This is a genomic window from Gelidibacter sp. (assembly GCF_053579655.1).
The window spans coordinates 1-18156 of record NZ_JBMDWE010000055.1 but is presented as its reverse complement, the minus strand read 5'-3'; the positions used below and the strand labels follow the sequence as shown (position 1 = coordinate 18156).

The window sequence follows — 18156 nt, the reverse complement described above, 5'->3', positions numbered from 1 at the left end:
AGCGCTTTGCCCGTAATGGAGCTTTTCGCGGAATGGAGCGGCAATGGGCTGAGTGACATATCTGCTTACGCTCGACTCAGATTAATAGCTATATTTACTATCCCACTTTTTAAGATCACCCCTCAATACATAATGGCAAAAAAAAAGAAATCATCTCATTTTTAGTTAATGAGATGATTTCTTTGTTTATTTCTTGGATTCAGCAATCGAGACTTTACGGAATTCCTTTAATAATTTTTCCAAGGCTAATGACGATTGTCTTGCTCTTGTTCCTGCTGCTTTGTTTCCACTTTCTAGTTGCAATTTAGCATCACTTTCAAATGACTCAAAAGTGTTTTGCATGTTTTCAATAAGTTCTTTCATAAGATTTAAATTTCATTTAAAAGGCGAAAATATAGTTATTCGTTGTAAACACACCTATCATTAACATAAAAACGCGACTACAAGGCGCCACTTTAAAGGTTTCCCTTATATTTTTCAAACTTTTTTCGTAAACTAATCTTAACTGATAGCCGAAGTTCTACTTAGGCTTTTGACTACTTAAACGATTTCTTAGCGGGATTAAAGCAGAGGGAACTTAAAAGATGGAAATGCCGTTGGCTTGCTTCCTGATCTTCCCAGCACGGAGCAGACAAAAGGAATGGAAATCGGGAATTGTGTCCATGACTTTTTAGGGAAGCTCTTTTCTCGGAATGAAGCTTTTCCTGCCCCTTTTGGCAGACTGGCGCGGAATGTTGGAGAATGTGCTTCCTGTGTTATTTTAACGGATTTATCTCGTTTTGCCTAAGTTAAGCGGACGCTACCTCAAAGTTGGAGGTTGCAATGGGGTTTGATCGCTTCCCGACTTTTTTCGGGAAGTGGACAAGTGGAATGGAAATCATAGACTTTGGAGCTGGATCCAAGACTTTCCAGGAGAACTCATTTTATTATAATTGATAACATAATAAGATTGTAGTCTGTAACATCGGCTTGTTTGAAGTCGAACAATTAACATTCTTCACAAATAACAGTTAATCACAAATACTTAGTTTATAATGAAAACTTAAAAGTAATTAAAAGTTGAGATGGCCTTAACTTATAAAAATTTTCGTTGCTAAAAAACTCACCGTTAAAAGCGCTTACATACCTTTTTGTATTAAGTACATTATTCCAAACAATCTTAGTATCAAGGTTGTATTTTTTAACGGTAAATTGGTAACTGAAATTTAAAAAATAGTTATTGTTCTTGCTCGTCCCGATGTTATTGTAATAATACTCTGCATCAATATTTAAAAACTGATGGTCGCTTAAGTAAAAAAATGTTGCTATCGAACTTTCCAAATTCTTTATTGCGCTAAACTGATCGTTTGTAGATTGTAATCTTGCAACGGTAAGCCTCGAACTTGCGCCGAGGCCAAACCATTTTGCGATTTCAGATTTTACATCAACGTCATAACGCTGGTCTGTGCTTTTAAATGATCCAAATGTACCGTTAACAATCTGAGGTCTTTCAGAAAACGAGAACCTGCTATTTAGTGTTAAAGTTGTTTTGGCCTTGCTAAAATATTTGCTGACATTAAAATTGACACTTTGAGCCGTAACTTCATTATCTCTTTCAATGCTCTCTATTATTAATGAGCCATTATCTGCAATAGAACTATTATAAAGTAGGTTGTTCTCATTTTTGGTAAGACCAAATGTTGCGGTAGCAAATAAAGCCTTTAATGCGTTTCTGTATTTAATACTTAGAGAAGACGCATAATTGGTTTGCTCGCCCAAAGTAGAATTATATCGCACTAAACTTAAATAGTTTTTCAGCATGTAGCCATCAAACAAATTGTCAATCTCGCCATATCTGTTTTCAATATTACCTCTGACACTTGCTTCCCAATAGGGCGATAGTTTTTTTGTAATCGTTAAATCTGGCTCAAAATTTAATCGCCTTATCGTTTGTTGCTGGCTCGAAATTTTATGGTCTGTTTTAAAATAACGCAGGTACAAAGGAGATTTTAAAACAATTGTCCATCTGTCTTTCTTAAAATTTAAATGATTGGTAATAAACAGGTTTGGGTTGGTTAATTGCATGTCATTTTGGTAATCTCCATCAATTTGTGTTTGATTGCCATCGAAAATTTTTTGTAAATCTGATGTCAATTTTTGATGTTTATATGCCAGTCCAGCCTTTGGCGATATGGTAAAAGCACCGAGTTTTTTGGTAAAACCGACGGTATTCTCTGTAAAAAAAGTAGATAATCTTGTGCCTTGCCTATTGCTTTCATAGTCCTGCCCATCGTTTAGTATTTCTTCAAACTGTCCTGGCAAAACGGTCAGCTCTTGCTCAGTATCGGTATAGCCACTACTGGAGTCAAATGTTATTAATTGCTTGCCTATGGGTTTTATTATTTTAAGTTTATTGGTCAGCAATAGGTATGGGTTTGAAAGTTGCTGAGAAACATCTAAATTATCATTGATGATGGTTCCTCTTTGACTATCCCAAAATGTATTAGCAACAAATGTATTTAGTAAATAACTTTTTGACTGGTTTCTTTCAATGGTAAACTTAGAATTTAACGAATTCAAAAATAGTATGTTATCTATGTTTTCGCCATAATTTATGGTGTCATTTTGAGTTATATAAGTTGTGTTCCTACTGCCATGATCCATACGGGAACCATTTAGATAAGACAGGTTTATTTTAAGGTCTGTGGCATTTTTTATGCGATACAGATAATTGATATTGGCAAGGTGGTCATTGTTATCCAACCATCTTGCACCTAAAAATGGAGGCTGGGAAAGTTGCCGTAAAGACAAAATGTTTTTTCTTACAGCATCAAAACCGGTCGTTAAATTATCTGAAGTAGAAAAATCGTTATTGCTACGTGAAAGGTCATTACCAGTATTATTATATTGATAACTTACTAAAGCCTGACTTCTTTTTGTGAATACTAACGGCGTAATATTCGTCTTAAATAAAACAGGGCTAAATCCACCGCCAATCTCAGCAGAACCGGTTACAGAAACATTGTTTTTCAACTTAATATTCAAGGATGTCTTATCTGAAAAAATTAAACTATCCAACACTTTAATAGGCTGATGGTTTTCCAAAATCTGAACCTTGCTTACATCATCAGCCGATATATTATCATTAGCCAAATTATAACGACCTTCTAGCATATCCATACCTTCAATGTAGTATTTCTCGATCGCGTTTCCCATATATAATATTTGACCGTTGCTCAGGACCTCAATACCAGGCATTTTTTTTAAAACATCTGCAATAGTCCTGTCTTTTTGGTCTTTAAATGCAGAAACGGAATAACTTAAAGTATCGCCCTTTTTTTCAATATTATAAGAGGTGACAACAACTTCTTTTAGCGCTTCAATAGATTCCTCTAAGGTTATGGATATATTTTGGGATGTGTTTGTGATCTTTTTATCAAACGTTTTATAGCCTAAGTGCAAAACACTAATAACCAAATTTAAAGCGTCGGTGCTAATAGCAACAGAAAAATGGCCATCAATATCTGCTGTGCCATAGCTTAAAATTGCATTTGAATGTTCGCTTTTTATGGTAACCACTGCGCCTGCCAATATATTTCCGGCAGTGTCCTTAACAGTGCCCGTAATTTTATTTTGCGAAAAGCCTTTCAGACCAAACATCAATAGGACAAGAAGCACTAAAAACTTAGTCTTTTTCAATAGGATTATTTTCTTTCTCCAACATCTCAGTAAAGGCTTTGATGTAAGCCTGATGTACTTCTGGAGTTATTTTTACATTTGGGTTATTTGCGTACGTAAAAGGGTCTTGTCTGTATCTATATTGGACTTCGAGAAGTTTTTCTTTAGTAGTTAAAACATACTGTTTCAGATTGATTGTAAAAGAGACAGGTGGCTCCAATTTTTCAAATGCATAAAGCGTAAAGCTATAGTGATTTTGAGTGTCCGAAATCTCAATGATCAACCCTGGAAGGCCATTAAACTTAAAAGGCCCATCTGAAATTGGTATGTCTGTAGTGAACCAAGCTATATAATCTCTGCCAGAATATGTGGTGGTTGCTTTTTGAGCCGCGTATCCCTTAATGTCCTTAATTTCATCATGAATTTTCCAATCAAATAAATTTGAAGGTTGCTCATAATAAAAATAATCATCCACGATTTGTAAGGTATATGCCAAATAGTTTTCCTTAGGATTTTTTAATATTACAGCGGGAAAAGCCGTTATACTTTCCTTAGAAGTAGAAGCAGTATTTCCTTTAACTACAACGCTGTTTTTAAAGAGCTTGGCTCTACTTGAAAATGAAGAAAAATCATCTCCCAAAAAGAGCACCATATATTCTGATTTTCCTTCATCTAATTTGGTTGAATCTAATGTGTAATGTAAATTATAAGTGACTTTATACTTAAAGTCTGTTTTGACTTTTTTTTGTGCAAAAACCACCACATTAAAAATCAAAAAAAACAAGGAAAAAACTCTTTTATTAGGCATTGCAAAACTTTGTTTAAATGTTTAATTGAAAAACGGTCATTTCATAAACTAATGACCGTTTAAAGTTAGGAAATTATTACGCACCATTGCAGGTTGCACCCAAACCACCGCAATTCATTGAGTTTAATGCGTCGCCTACGTTATCAGCTTCCACATAAATCTTGAGGTGTTCATGTCCACCACCTTCAAAACCGCAATAACAGCTAAATTGCGTTTGCCCTCCGCTAATACGTCTCATCTCATCTCTTGATAAAAAGGATTTTACTGAATTGAAACTAAAATTTTTCATAATAATATAAGTTTAAGTTATGCCATTCAATTAGCTTAAAACTCATGAATTATGAATGGCAATAATCCTTGAGTTTTTTTATACTGTCACTTTGGGTGATCACCCTCTTTTACAACCGTTGTAATTTTTCAGTTTTGTATTATCAAACACCTATATACATTTAATAATTGTCATTATAAAATAAGAGAAAAGTATTCTTCATCTTTAGAGCATAGCTATTGCAATCTTGACCAAAAAATGATACCAAAAAAAATGGAGTAAAAAAATCCTGCTGTTATTGATTGGCAATATATATCGAAATCACAAAACAACGGTAAGGCTAATCCATAAAAAAAGTAAGGGCAGCCCTTACTTTTTCATGTTGATTAATAGTTGTTTAAAATGGTTTTATATAAATCCTTTTTCCTTTGCTTTTTGCAACAATTCTTTATCATAAGGACTTACTGCATCAAAAATTTGTTTTAAGTGGCGTTTTCTTTTTTCTAAAGCCGGGAGCGAGAGCTGTAAAAGTTCTGGCAGATCCTTCATCATGGTACCAATAGAAAGCTCATACAGTAGCTTTCTATCAATAGCATCAACAATAAAGTCAGAAGCAACCTCGTTTCTCAACAATTTAATGACCGTTTTACTGTAATACGGAGGGTCTGTAAGTACTGTGTTAATTGCTGCAACCAGTCCCATAGGATTGATATCATTTTTAACTAAAAAACCATCAGGATTAAGATTTTTAAAAAGGCTATGAACTCTATAATTGTCATTGAAAGTTGTTGACACTATAATCCTTGTACTAGGCATCAATTCATTGATTTTTAAACCTAAATCTTCACCAGAAAGTATATACCCATCTTTTGAAGACGGCAAACTGATGTCCAACAATATAATATCGGGGTTTTTATTCTGTGATGAAAAATGCATTATCTTTTCTAAAGCGCTATCACAATCATGGGCCTCCTCAATATCAAAGGATAGGGAATCATTCTGTTTTTCAATATAATTAAATGCGCTTTTATAAGCAGAAATTATTAAAGGGTGGTCATCGATGATTAATACGGAGTATAATTTATTTTCCATAGTTTTTATTGTATTGGAATTGTAAAATGTATGGTCGTGCCTTGGTCTATTTCTGATTGAATACCAAATACGCCTTTTAATTTTTCTATTCGGGATTTCATGTTTTTAATACCGATGCCTTGCTTTTGCTTTTTTATTTGGAAGCCTGTTCCATCATCGTTCAGAATTACAATTAAATTGTTTTTTTCAATAGAAAAACTTAAACTTACTTTTTCTGCTCTTGCGTATTTAACGATATTCTGTAAAGATTCCTGTAATATTCTATATAAGTTGACTTTAATAATTTCATCTATTTCGCTCCATCCAATATTTTCGTCAATATCCAGTTGATAGGTGAAATTGCCCAAGCGGCTTTTATTTTCGAGAAGTTGCTTTAATATGGAGCTAAAATCAATTTCGGAGCTATTGAAATTAATATTTAGCCTATGTGAAACTTCCCTGATTTCCTTTTCTATAAGCTGCAATTCATCTAAAAACACCTCATGCTGCTTTAAGGTGCCGTCATCTCCCTTGATATCCAAAAATCCCAGATCGACCCGCACCCCGAACAGTTTCCCTAAGATACCGTCATGCAACTCCTGCGAAATCCTGTTGCGCTCTCTTGTTTTTTCTTCTTCTAATTTAATCTGTTGCTTGAGTGTTAAAATATAGATTTGCTCATTGGCTTTGTGTTGTTCGGTTTCTAAAACGAGCCTTTTTGTCCTCGATTTTTGAACGATGATATAATATATTAATGATATCATCAGAATAAGAACCAAAGCACCAATCAATAGGAGCGTTTGTTGTTGTGACAGTCGTTTGGTTTCTTCAATATATTCATCGGTTTCGTAGGCTATCCGGGTAAATTTATTTTGGACCTTGCGGTCTGCAGTTTGCAAGCTATCACTAAAACTGATGTACTTGTTCAGATAATCGGTTGCATTTTCAGCATCCAGTTTGGATAATAAATGAAGCGATGTCAAATAATCTCCGCTATTTCTTATTTCCTTAGATAAAACATTGGCTTCTTCAGCATATTGGATAGCTTTTAAGGAGTCCTTGATTATAGCGTAATATTCCGATAAATGGATCTTACTGGTTACAATTCCTGCTTTGTTATTGCTACTGTCCCTAATTTTTAGAGCTGTATAGAAATCTTGTTTTAAGTTGATTGTATCTCCGATTAGAAGTTTGCAATACGCAATATTATCCAAGACTCTGCCATAATGAGCTATGTCTTTTATTTTAAGACTATCATCTTCCATGATTTCAGCAAAATGAATTAGTGCTCTTGCGTATTCTCCTTTTTCTACATATACTTGACCAATATTATTCAAACTGGTTTTATAAAAATCATTTTTGTTTTCCAGTTTATTCAAATATTCTAAAGCCTTGTCATGATAAAACAAAGCCCTATCGTATTCACGAATGTCATTTTGTAATAATGCCAAATGATTATATGAAGCATACAGCGCTTCATTCTCTTTTAATAATTTGTATTTTGAAATTGCTTTTGTAATTAAAATTTCACTTCCGGAATAATCCCTATATCTCCCTTTTATAAAAGACATCCCATACAGCATCTTTGCCGCATAATATTGGTGGTCTATATTCTCAAAATACTTATAAGCTTGATCATAATGCGAATAAGCTAAGTCATAAACTTGTTGTTCTTTATAGAAGTTGCCAAAACTCCAATGGGCATCGGCCATGGAAAAAGTATCTTTCAGTTTTAATGCCGATTGAAGAACTTCATTGTTTAATTCTTTAAAAAAAGAGGTGTCCTTCAATTTTAAATATTGGTAGGCAACGTTGTTCAAAGTACGTGTATAGAGCGTATCTAATTTTTCAGCTTTTAGAGCAGTATGCGCCTTATCTAAATAACCCCTGCGCTTTTGTAAGGGAAGCGTTGTGTTTTTCGAAAATGAAATCCACGAAGCTATACTGTCATTCTTAAGACCGGAAGGTTGTTCAATTTTTTTATTCCCTTCACCACAGCTTAATGTAATAGCACAAAGTGTTATCGTAATTGTTCTATATAGTATTTTAATTGTCAATTTGAATGGCTCTTGAGAACAAAGCTAAAAAAAGCCCTTAACTATTGTGTTAAAGGCATTTTTATTTTTTAAGTTTTGTTATCCTTTCTCTGTTTGATCAACATCTTTTCCCCCATCGCTGGTTGCCTGTATATTTTTTTCAATTGTGTTTGGCTCCGCATTATCGATAATATCATCGGTCGTACAAGAAATTACAAAGCTAGAGAATAAGATCAGAATCATAGAGTTTTTTAAAGTTTTCATAGATACAAAATTTTAAGATTAAACAATAGTTTGCCATGCCGTACACACGGCAGTTGTATAAAAATTGTGCACAATGAAAAGCGTTGTTATTTTTGTTACGCTAGTGAAGCTTCGGGGCTAAAATAACATCTAAAAACGGTGGAAACCTCCCTAGATACAGATGATTAGCAAAACCATCATACCTGTGAGGGAAATCGTTGTTTTATATAGGGAAATCAATTTAAGGTAACAAAGGACCTGTTGGATAGATCCGTATTTATCGAGTCGATGTTCTTGATGAAGGTCTTGGTAAAGGGAACTTTATAGGAAGGGTTCTTAATGACGCAGACCGACTTACCGTAATGGATTCTTGAAATGAACTTGCTGTTTACGATATAACTTTTATGTATCCTTAAAAAATTTTTAGGCAAGGTGTTTTCGAAAGTCTTCAATGTTTTGAAAGCCCCTATAGTAGATCCGTCTTTCATATGAAAATCGGTCGTATTGTTATCTGCCTTCAAGAAAAGTATATCATCAACCTTTAAATACTGATAATCTTTATTTGATTTAAGGCAAATGGTTTCATGAATATTAGATGGGTGTTTTATTTTATACCTCAAAACACATCTTTCCAAAGTAAGTCTAGTCAAAGGTTTTAACAGATAATCAAAAAAGCCATACCTATAAGCATCGTAGGCAAATTCTTTTGAAGATGATACTGCAATAAAAACAGGTTCTTTTTTACCGTGTGCGGCAATGTCCAAAAGAAATTCCGGTAAATCATCAATAATAGTGTCAATGCCTAGGAATATAATATCTGGAGTATTCCTAAATATTAGACTAAGAGCTTCGTTTTGATCCATGGTAGCTCCCAAAAACTTCATATCATCAAAACTATCGACTATAGTTCTAATAAATTTTTGTGCCTCAGGATCCTTTTCTACTATGATATATTTTTTCAAAACAATAACTTAATTGCATCGCATAATATATTTAATGATTGCCAAAGTACGGTATGGCTGACCCGTAGAAATAGTAAGGGCGGACACTGCCGTTATTTTTTTGGATTTTTAATAAATTTCTATTTCACATATAATCTGCCACAAAATAAAACTTATAAAGGAATAGTAAGGAAGCTTGATAATGAACTCAACATTTTGGAGATAGAAAGTGATGGTATAATGATAAAAGCAGAAAAAGGATTACAATTAACAAAAAAGTGTTTAAGAAGGAAGGTGCCCAAGGTTGTTTTTGAAAATAGATTTGAGTTTAATGGAAATTAGATCGTATAAAAAACTATTAAAGTTTATTGTCACACAAGCTTAATATTTTAAAAAACTCCCTTCAAATTAGTAAGGCTCACCCTTACTATTTCTACGGGTGAACCGTAATGATCTTTAATTAATTCTTTATAGATTTAATCAAAACTAATACTGTCTATTTTATAAAAAGAAAACAGATTAAACTCTAATCGTTAAATTATGGATAATTGTTACTCCTCATCAAAACAACTCCTAAAATTACTGAAGGTAAAACACACTAACGGCTACCTAAAAGATAGTGTGCTCTCCCATCCAGATCACCCAAGTTTATTATCTATAGCTGATACATTATCAAAATATAGCATTGAGAATACAGCTGTCAAACTTTCGATAAATAAATTTGATGAGCTGCCTACACCATGTATTGTCCAAGTTTCTATCACTGGTACAGCATTGTTTTACACTTTACATAAAATCAAGAAATCAACTGTAACCTATTATGACGATAAAAACAAATTGCAAGAAATATCGAAAGAAGAGTTTTTGAAATTATGGACAGGAGTTTGCTTACTTGCTGAAACTACACCAACATCAAAAGAAATAGATATAGAAAAAAAGTTGGCAAATAAGCTATTCCTTAACTCCCTAATTACTACATCAGCTTTATTTCTAAGCATTTGGATTGTTTTAAGTTTCACTAAATCTGACATATCTGAAAACGTTGCCTTAACCACATATGCCATTCTATATGGTATCCTAAAATTAATTGGTTTAACAACAGGTGTTTTTTTACTATGGTTTGAGGTTGATCAATACAACCCTACATTGCAAACTTTATGTAGCGGTGGTAAAAACATAAATTGTAATGCGGTATTAAAGTCCAAATATGCTTCATTGCTTAATGGGAATTTAAGCTTAGGGTTATTGAGTTTTTCTTATTTTTTTACAACTTTTTGGTATTTGGTTTTCTATAATTTTTCCAGTACCGCTATGGGACTACTGGCTTTAACAAGCTTTATTGCCATTCCTATTATCGCAGTCTCTATCTATTATCAAGCCGTGGTTATTAAACAATGGTGTAAATTCTGCGTGATTATACAAGCCGTTTTAGTTGCAGAAATCAGTATTGTTGCGATCAGTGGTTTTTATAAAAACACAATCGCAATGGAGACACTGCCTTTTTATTTCACATTGTTTTTAATACCAATTTTAGCATGGAAACTTATAAAGCCATTAATCGAGCGGCAAAAAGAAACCAATCTTTATAAACGGGGGCTAAAAAAAATAAAGACGAACCCATTTGTTTTAGAAAGTTTATTGGAAAAATCAAATAAAATTAAACATAGTATTAAAGATCTAGGAATTTCAATAACGAATGAAAATGCCAGATATAACGTCATCAAGGTATGTAATCCTTATTGCGGCCCATGTGCAAAAGCACATCCTATATTAGATAGTTTATTAAAGGCTGGTCATATTAATTTGCAGGTATTGTTTACGGCAACAACTAATGAAGAAGATATTGGAGCAAAGCCAGTTCGACATTTTTTAGCCATTGACTCAAAAAAAGATAAAAAAGAAACAGAAAAAGCATTAGACAATTGGTACATGGCAGAAGAAAAAGATTATAACACATTTGCGAAAAAGCATCCAATGAATGGAGATTTACAAGAGCAAGACTCCAAAATTGATGCTATGCATGACTGGTGTAAAGCAGAAAATATCACCCATACTCCAACCTTGTTTATAAATGGTTATGAATTACCACAGGAATACAGTATCGAAGATTTAACAGAGGTGTTACAATAAGGAAGCCCAAAGCTAAGCTTTGGGCAACGAACAATATCCTTTCGCGAAGGGCAGACACAAGCCTGAGTGTCATTAATAGATCAGGACAAAAAATAATTTATTAAATAGTTTATTATGAAAAAATTAAGTTTGAAAAATTTGAAATTAGGAGCAGATGATATGCTTCAGCGTAGTCAACTTAAAACTGTATTTGGTGGATATGGTGGCGGTTCCTGCCAATCTTGGGTAAATGGAACTCACTCTACTGGACTATCAGTAAGCGATGCTCAAGGTGATTATGCTTTTTGTATAGAAAACGGCTATAGTAGTTGTGGATATTGTTGCGCAAGCTGTTAATATCTTGTAGATTTAATTTCAATAATTTAACAAAAGCAGTGAGATGAATTAATCTCACTGCTACTTAATTTTAAATAAACACTCATGAAGAAAATTCTATTGCTCGTCTTATTAATTGTCTCCTGTAAGAATGACCCTTCTCACGAGAAAACGGAGCTTGATAAAACAGATACAGAAACTATCAACAGTACTTCAATATATTTTCATTCAAAACCTAAGGATACGCTTCATTTTCAGAATAGAGAGATTAAGTTTCCTTCTGTAGTTGAAATTTTAAACGAGAATGGATTTCGAAAAGAGTTGATTGTTAATCACGATGGAGATAAATTTGAATATGCTCCAGAAAAAGATTTCTTTTTTATAAAACATACCTATCGCAGTGATGATCTCTATTTTGAGATGAAAAAAGGAGATTCGGTGAGGTACCATGAAAAAGATGGTTTTCCATTTTATGTTGGGAATGATGAAAAACTAAACGAAAGTAATCTTTATGATTATAAGAGAATGACGTATTTAAATACCTCATCACCTTCCGACTCTTATTCTTATTATTTATCTAATAGACATGCCATAACTGATTTCAAGAAATTGAGAGAAAATTATTTCCAAAAATTACGCCATCTCTATAAAAAAGAAGCGATTTTGTTGGATTCGTTGTATGCTTTACATCAAATTACGGAATCTAGATACCAATTGCAGAAAAACAGATTAAAATTTAGTTTATATAATTCAGTTCATCCTAATGATTTTAAGAATTATGCCATAGCCGACACACTAAGTAATTATTTAAATAAAGATGATTTGATCAAATTTTCATTTTACAAAACGTTTCTTCAAAATTACTCTAGATATAAATTTAATTCCAAACTTATTAGTCAATCCAATAAATCCATTTTAGATTTTAAGACAAATTTTGATTCAATAGCCCAGTCTAATCAATTCTCTTCAAATGTAAAGACCTATTTATTATATCATAATCTCGTCGAAATAGGCTCTAATTTCTCCGAAGAAGACTTTAACGCCTATTTTAAAAAATTTCAAGATATGGTAACTGATTCAATTTTAATTTCTTCTCTTAATAGTAAGTTTTTAACAAACCTCTCTGAGTCAATAGAAAATATAGAAGATGTCCATTTTATAACAAATAACAAAACAAGTAAAACGTTGAAAGGCATAATAAGTGATAATTACGGGAAAGTGATCTATCTTGATTTCTGGGCGAGTTGGTGTGGACCTTGCCGCATAGCGATGCCATTTTCCGAAAAGTTAAAAAAAGATTATGAAAATAAAAATGTGGTTTTTATATATGTTTCTATAGATAAAGATTTTGAAAAATGGGAAAAGGCCTCACAAGAAGATGGTTTACTTTCTTTAGAGAACAATCTTTTAGCTGCGAACTATCCAAAAGCCGATTTTTACAGCGATTTGGCACTAGAAACAATTCCGCGATACTTATTATATGATAAAGAAGGTAAATTGATTTACCGAAATGCGCCAGGCCCAGGAGGCGATGAAATAAGGAAGTTGCTTGATAAGCTTTTAAAAGAATAGATGTCAAAATTTCCATTTTACAAACAACCTGACTCCAAAGATTGCGGCCCCACCTGTTTGCGCATCGCTGCAAAGTACTTTGGCAAACTTATTACTTTACAAGAAATTAGAGATCTATCTGAAACAACCAGAGAAGGTAGTAGTTTATTAAAGTTAAGTGATGCCGCTGAAAGTATAGGATTTAAAACCATAGGAGTTAAAATAGACTATCAACAATTAACAGAAGTACCCTTGCCTCTAATTGCACATTGGGATAAGAATCACTTTGTAGTTGTTTATAAAATTAAAAAAGATATAGTTTATATCTCAGATCCAGCCTATGGATTAATAACCTATAACAAAAATGAATTTATATCCAGATGGATTGGCAATAATGCTACAGAAAGCACAAAAGAAGGTATTGCATTATTGTTAGAAGTTACACCAAAATTTAAAGAACTAGATTGGGATAAAACGGACAAAAGATCTTTTAAGTTCTTATTCCAATATCTATTCAAGTATAAAAACCTACTGGTACAATTGGTAATAGGTTTACTAGTTGGCAGTCTGTTGCAACTTATTTTTCCTTTTTAACACAAAGCATTGTTGATGTGGGTATTCAGAACCATGACATCAATTTTATTTATGTTGTACTCATCGCTCAACTAATGCTTTTTGTAGGGCGTACAAGTGTTGATATTTTCAGAAGTTGGATCTTGTTGCACTTGAGCACTAGAATAAATATCTCTTTGGTATCAGATTTTTTTATCAAATTAATGAACTTACCGATTGCTTATTTTGACACTAGAATGACTGGTGACATTATGCAGCGCATCAACGACCACAGCAGAATTGAGAGATTATTAACGGGATCAACTTTAAATACGCTGTTTTCAATGATGAATTTAATTGTATTTGGTGCTGTGCTGATCTATTATAATTTCACCATCTTTTCGATTTTTGTAGTAGGCAGTATCATTTATGTCCTATGGATTTTGTTTTTCTTAAAAAGAAGAAAAGAGCTAGACCATAAACGCTTCTCCCAATTAAGCCAGGAACAAAGCACGGTTATTGAATTGGTAAACGGCATGCAGGAAATAAAAATGAACAATGCTGAAAAGCAAAAACGTTGGAAATGGGAATTTGTACAAGCGCGTTTGTTTAAAGTTTCCATGCAAAGTTTATCATTAGAACAGACCCAAAGTGTGGGTTCTTCTTTTATAAATGAGGTGAAAAATATATTTATCACTTTTACTTCTGCTATCTTAGTTATTGAAGGCTCTATAACCTTAGGGATGATGCTTTCCATTCAATATATTATCGGGCAATTAAATGGGCCAATCACACAATTGGTAGATTTTATAAAAGCCACACAAGATGCAAAAATAAGTTTGGAGCGTTTGGGCGAAATTCACGATAAAGAAGACGAAGAAAGAAGAGATAAACAATTGATTTCAAATATAAAATTGACTCAAAACCTCAACTTAAATGAAATATCTTTTCGATATATAGGAAGTGATGAAAATGTGATCAAAGATTTAAGTTTAGTTATTCCTGCCAATAAAATCACTGCAATTGTCGGATCGAGCGGCAGCGGTAAAACTACCTTGATGAAAATTTTACTGAAATTTTATGATCCCAATAAAGGGAATATCACTTATGGTGACCATTTTTTAAATGCCATATCCCATAAAGCATGGCGAGCCAATTGTGGTGTGGTAATGCAAGAAGGTTATATTTTTAATGATACCATCGCTTATAATATTGCTGTTGGAGAAGATATCATAAACCAAGAACGATTGTTATCGGCGGTAAAAACGGCTAATATTTATGATTTCATACAATCATTACCATTAGGTTTCAATACTAAAATTGGCAATGAAGGTATAGGTATAAGTACAGGTCAAAAACAACGGTTATTTATTGCAAGAGCGGTGTATAAAAATCCAAATTTCTTGTTTTTTGACGAAGCCACCTCAGCCTTAGATGCCAAAAATGAGCGTGTCATCATGGAGAATCTAAATAATCTCTTTGTCGATAAAACTGTTATCATCATTGCACATAGATTAAGTACTGTTAAGCATGCGGATCAAATAGTTGTTATGGCTGATGGGAAGATAACAGAAACCGGTAACCATCAAGAATTACTCGATAAAAAAGGAGCATATTATAATTTAGTTAAGAATCAATTAGAATTAGAAAAGTTAAGTTCAGACAAATAATGCCAGAAAACAAAAAAATAGACGATCAATATATACGGTCTGAAGAGGTTCAGGAGATCCTATCTAATCCACCTGCTTGGATTGTAAGATGGGGCATTACTTTAATATTTATGTTTACGATAATCATTTTAATATTGGCATTTATAATCAAGTACCCTGATTTTGTTACAGCTAAGGTTTTAGTCACAACTGAACAACCAACCGAAAGAGTTATCACAAGATATTCTGGACAACTAGAACGAGTATTTATTAAAAATAGAGATACTGTAAAAGCAAATGATAAATTAGCAATTATAAGAAACACAGCAAATTACAAGGACGTATATATTTTAAAAGATATTATAGACACTTTACAATTAACTTCTAAAAGCTTCAATTTTCCTTTTGAAAAAACATCGCAACTGATACTAGGCGAAATAAGTATTGCCTTCATCAATTTTGAAAAAAGCTATACAGATTATAGTCTCTTAAATGATCTAGATCCATACGATAATCAATTACGAAGCAATAAGATTTCTCTTTCCGAAATTAAGGTACGATTACAAAATCAAATAAAACAAAAACAACTATTAGAACAAGAAATTGAATTAAAGAATATCGATTTTAACAGACAAAAACAACTTTTTGAGAAAGGTGTTATTTCTAGGCTAGAGTATGAATCGCATCAGTTAGAATTCATTCAGATGCAAAAAAACATTAGTGCTATGGCTATTTCTATTTCTCAAATACGGGAAGCAATCTCCTCTGCGAGCAGTACCCTAAAAACCACAAAAATAAACGAGCAAGAAGACAGCACAAACTTTCTAAAAAACTTAGTACATAATTATAATATTTTGAAAGAGGCTATCCGAGATTGGGAGTATAAATATGTACTAAAATCCTCTATTGATGGCGTCATTAGCTTTCAAAACGTTTGGGGAGAAAATCAGTTTATAAGTGTGGGTGATATTGCTTTTTCCATCTTACCTACAGATACTTCAAGTTTGGTTGGCAAGTTGGTTATTCCATCTCAAAATGCTGGCAAAGTGGTAATCGGTCAAAGGGTGTTTATAAAGTTGGACAACTACCCTTACCAACAATATGGAATGCTGATAGGGAAAGTTACTAATTTTTCAATTTCCCCTGATGATGAAGGTAATTACGTTGTTTATATCTCTTTACCTGATGGTACAAAAACATCGTATAATAAAACTTTTAAATTCAATCAAGAATTGCTGGGTAATGCAGAAATCATTACAGAAGATTTAAGTGTAGCAACTAGAATATTCTATAAGTTTAAAGAATTATTAACTTATAATTATCAATAAATGAAGCATGGATCTCAAACATATCATTCAGAAAAAGTGGATTATGGATTTCATTATATAAAATTTAATGATCGATTAGTACAAGAATATTTAGATTCGATAAAAGTTCTTAATCCAGAGTATTTATCGTATAATGGATATGGAATAGAAGGGATTTTAGAGAAACGTTTGTTTGCCAAATTAATTTATGACCAAAAATTAAGAGACATCTTTAATAATTATTGGAAAGATGGCAATATGTCTATTGATTTAAAAAATAAATTTTATACAAAAGCCTATGGAGAATTCTTTTTAAGTCCATCTGAGACCAAAAAAGTAAAAGAAGAAACCAGTAGTATTTCAAATAACTTTAATAAAGAAAAAATCAAAGTGGCCCTTGAACCATTTAAAGGTAAAATAGTTTATTATGCATACAATTTACGTTTTTTAGAAATAGCTATTCCAGTTTTATCAAAATTGAAAGAAGAAGTGATTGTTCTAACTTATGAAGATATTCCTGAATCTTTCAACTGTCCAGATAATATTCTAATAATAGAGTTTCCTGTATTAAAAACTAAGGAATTTACAAATGATTTTCTAGAACTCAAATTCCCGATACTTTACTATCTATTTAACAATTTAGAGTTTTTAGTTAAGGCTCTTGAACCTAAATCAATTTTGTTTTTCGAAGGCGCTAATGTCGTGGAATATAATATATTGGCCGTAATTGGTAAAAAATTTAAAATCTGTACAATTTGTATACAACATGGATGGCCTGGACTTTTATACTCGGGTTTCCACAACATGCAATTTGACTATTTTTTGAGTTGGGGAGACGAATTTATAAAACTACTAAAACCAATAAATCCAGCTCCAAAATTCCTGACCGTTGGTTATCCATATGAAATACCCTTAAAAAAACACCAAGAAAAAGATGCTGTCTCATTCTTTTTTCAAGGACCTTATTTCGTTTCAACACTAATGGTTATAGAGCAAATGATAGATTTCGCTATTTTTTGTGCAAGAACATTTCCAGAATTTGACATTTTACTCAGAGAGCATCCATCCTCGAAAATCAGGACGGATAAAATAAAAACATTAAAGAGTTTTAAAAATATAAAGTTTGTTCCAGCAAATGAGGTATTACTTAAAGATGTATTAGCTAGAAGCATTGTTAGTGTTTCCGTTTTTTCCTCTACCCTTATGGAAAGCTTAGTATATAATTCCATTCCCTTAATTTTTAATTTGACTTCTATGCCTCATTACCATCCAAATTTAGATGAAGAAAAATTAGGAATCGAAGTTAAGACCCTATTTGATGCACAGGAAAAAATAGTGGAATTATTAAAATCTAAATCAAACCTCATGCGATATAGGAAAAACATATTAAGAGCTCATTCAAATTATTATTCAAGTACTGGAAATGAAGCATTACAGAACACAGTCGATAAGATTATAAAAATATCAAATAAGAAATGAAAATAACTGCACTTATACCGGCAAGAAAAAACTCTCAGCGATTCCCAGGTAAAAATTTTGCACCTTTTCTGGGGAAACCTTTATTTAGACATTCTGTTGATTTTGCCAAAGATTCTGATTTAATAATGGATTATTTTGTTACAACTAAC

14 protein-coding genes and 1 pseudogene are annotated in these 18156 nt (G+C 32.5%); 7 read left to right on the top strand and 8 right to left on the bottom strand.

The genetic code is table 11. The annotated features are described in order from the left end of the window. Positions 1 to 186: 186 nt before the first annotated feature. The 8 genes from ACOH2D_RS17380 to ACOH2D_RS17345 all read right to left on the bottom strand — a co-directional run bounded on the left by ACOH2D_RS17380 (position 187) and on the right by ACOH2D_RS17345 (position 9045). A complete protein-coding gene (locus ACOH2D_RS17380) occupies positions 187 to 363 on the bottom strand; it encodes a BF3379 family histone-like protein (RefSeq protein ID WP_066432866.1) in 177 nt (58 codons plus the stop codon). A 666-nt stretch (positions 364 to 1029) separates the two neighbouring features. Continuing rightward, positions 1030 to 3678, bottom strand: coding sequence for a carboxypeptidase-like regulatory domain-containing protein (locus tag ACOH2D_RS17375; RefSeq protein ID WP_449536043.1), 2649 nt, complete (start codon positions 3676 to 3678; stop codon positions 1030 to 1032). Further along, a complete protein-coding gene (locus ACOH2D_RS17370) occupies positions 3665 to 4465 on the bottom strand; it encodes a GLPGLI family protein (RefSeq protein WP_449536042.1) in 801 nt (266 codons plus the stop codon). The genes ACOH2D_RS17375 and ACOH2D_RS17370 overlap by 14 nt, the downstream gene beginning before the upstream one ends. A gap of 76 nt (positions 4466 to 4541) precedes the next feature. Next, positions 4542 to 4754 (bottom strand): hypothetical protein, encoded by a 213-nt coding sequence (locus tag ACOH2D_RS17365; protein WP_449536041.1) that lies wholly within the window; start codon positions 4752 to 4754, stop codon positions 4542 to 4544. Positions 4755 to 5141: 387 nt separating this feature from the next. Beyond that, positions 5142 to 5825, bottom strand: coding sequence for a response regulator (locus ACOH2D_RS17360; protein WP_449536040.1), 684 nt, complete (start codon positions 5823 to 5825; stop codon positions 5142 to 5144). Between the two features lie 5 nt (positions 5826 to 5830). Then, on the bottom strand, positions 5831 to 7861 hold the full coding sequence (locus ACOH2D_RS17355; protein ID WP_449536039.1) for a tetratricopeptide repeat-containing sensor histidine kinase: 2031 nt from the start codon (positions 7859 to 7861) through the stop codon (positions 5831 to 5833). Between the two features lie 78 nt (positions 7862 to 7939). Next, positions 7940 to 8104: a hypothetical protein gene (locus ACOH2D_RS17350; RefSeq protein WP_449536038.1), complete on the bottom strand. Its 165-nt coding sequence runs from the start codon at positions 8102 to 8104 to the stop codon at positions 7940 to 7942. Positions 8105 to 8319: 215 nt separating this feature from the next. Continuing rightward, positions 8320 to 9045, bottom strand: coding sequence for a LytR/AlgR family response regulator transcription factor (locus tag ACOH2D_RS17345; RefSeq protein WP_449536037.1), 726 nt, complete (start codon positions 9043 to 9045; stop codon positions 8320 to 8322). 519 nt (positions 9046 to 9564) lie between these two features. Between ACOH2D_RS17345 and ACOH2D_RS17340 the strand changes: the two genes are divergently transcribed. From ACOH2D_RS17340 to ACOH2D_RS17310, 7 genes and pseudogenes are all read left to right on the top strand, one after another. Beyond that, positions 9565 to 11154 carry a vitamin K epoxide reductase family protein gene (locus ACOH2D_RS17340; RefSeq protein WP_449536036.1) on the top strand — a complete coding sequence of 530 codons (1590 nt, stop codon included), beginning with the start codon at positions 9565 to 9567 and terminating at the stop codon, positions 11152 to 11154. A 114-nt stretch (positions 11155 to 11268) separates the two neighbouring features. Further along, a complete protein-coding gene (locus tag ACOH2D_RS17335) occupies positions 11269 to 11490 on the top strand; it encodes a hypothetical protein (RefSeq protein WP_449536035.1) in 222 nt (73 codons plus the stop codon). An 84-nt stretch (positions 11491 to 11574) separates the two neighbouring features. Next, the gene (locus ACOH2D_RS17330) at positions 11575 to 13041 is read left to right on the top strand and encodes a TlpA family protein disulfide reductase (RefSeq protein WP_449536034.1); all 1467 of its coding nucleotides are present in this window, start codon (positions 11575 to 11577) and stop codon (positions 13039 to 13041) included. Further along, a pseudogene (locus ACOH2D_RS17325) lies at positions 13042 to 15242 on the top strand (peptidase domain-containing ABC transporter). Beyond that, complete coding sequence (locus ACOH2D_RS17320) at positions 15242 to 16549, top strand: HlyD family secretion protein (protein ID WP_449536033.1); 1308 nt, start codon at positions 15242 to 15244, stop codon at positions 16547 to 16549. Before ACOH2D_RS17325 ends, ACOH2D_RS17320 begins: the two are co-directional and overlap by 1 nt. Continuing rightward, complete coding sequence (locus tag ACOH2D_RS17315) at positions 16550 to 18007, top strand: hypothetical protein (protein WP_449536032.1); 1458 nt, start codon at positions 16550 to 16552, stop codon at positions 18005 to 18007. Then, positions 18004 to 18156: cytidylyltransferase domain-containing protein (locus ACOH2D_RS17310; RefSeq protein WP_449536044.1), on the top strand; the 153-nt coding region annotated here is incomplete at its 3' end. The genes ACOH2D_RS17315 and ACOH2D_RS17310, both read left to right, overlap by 4 nt.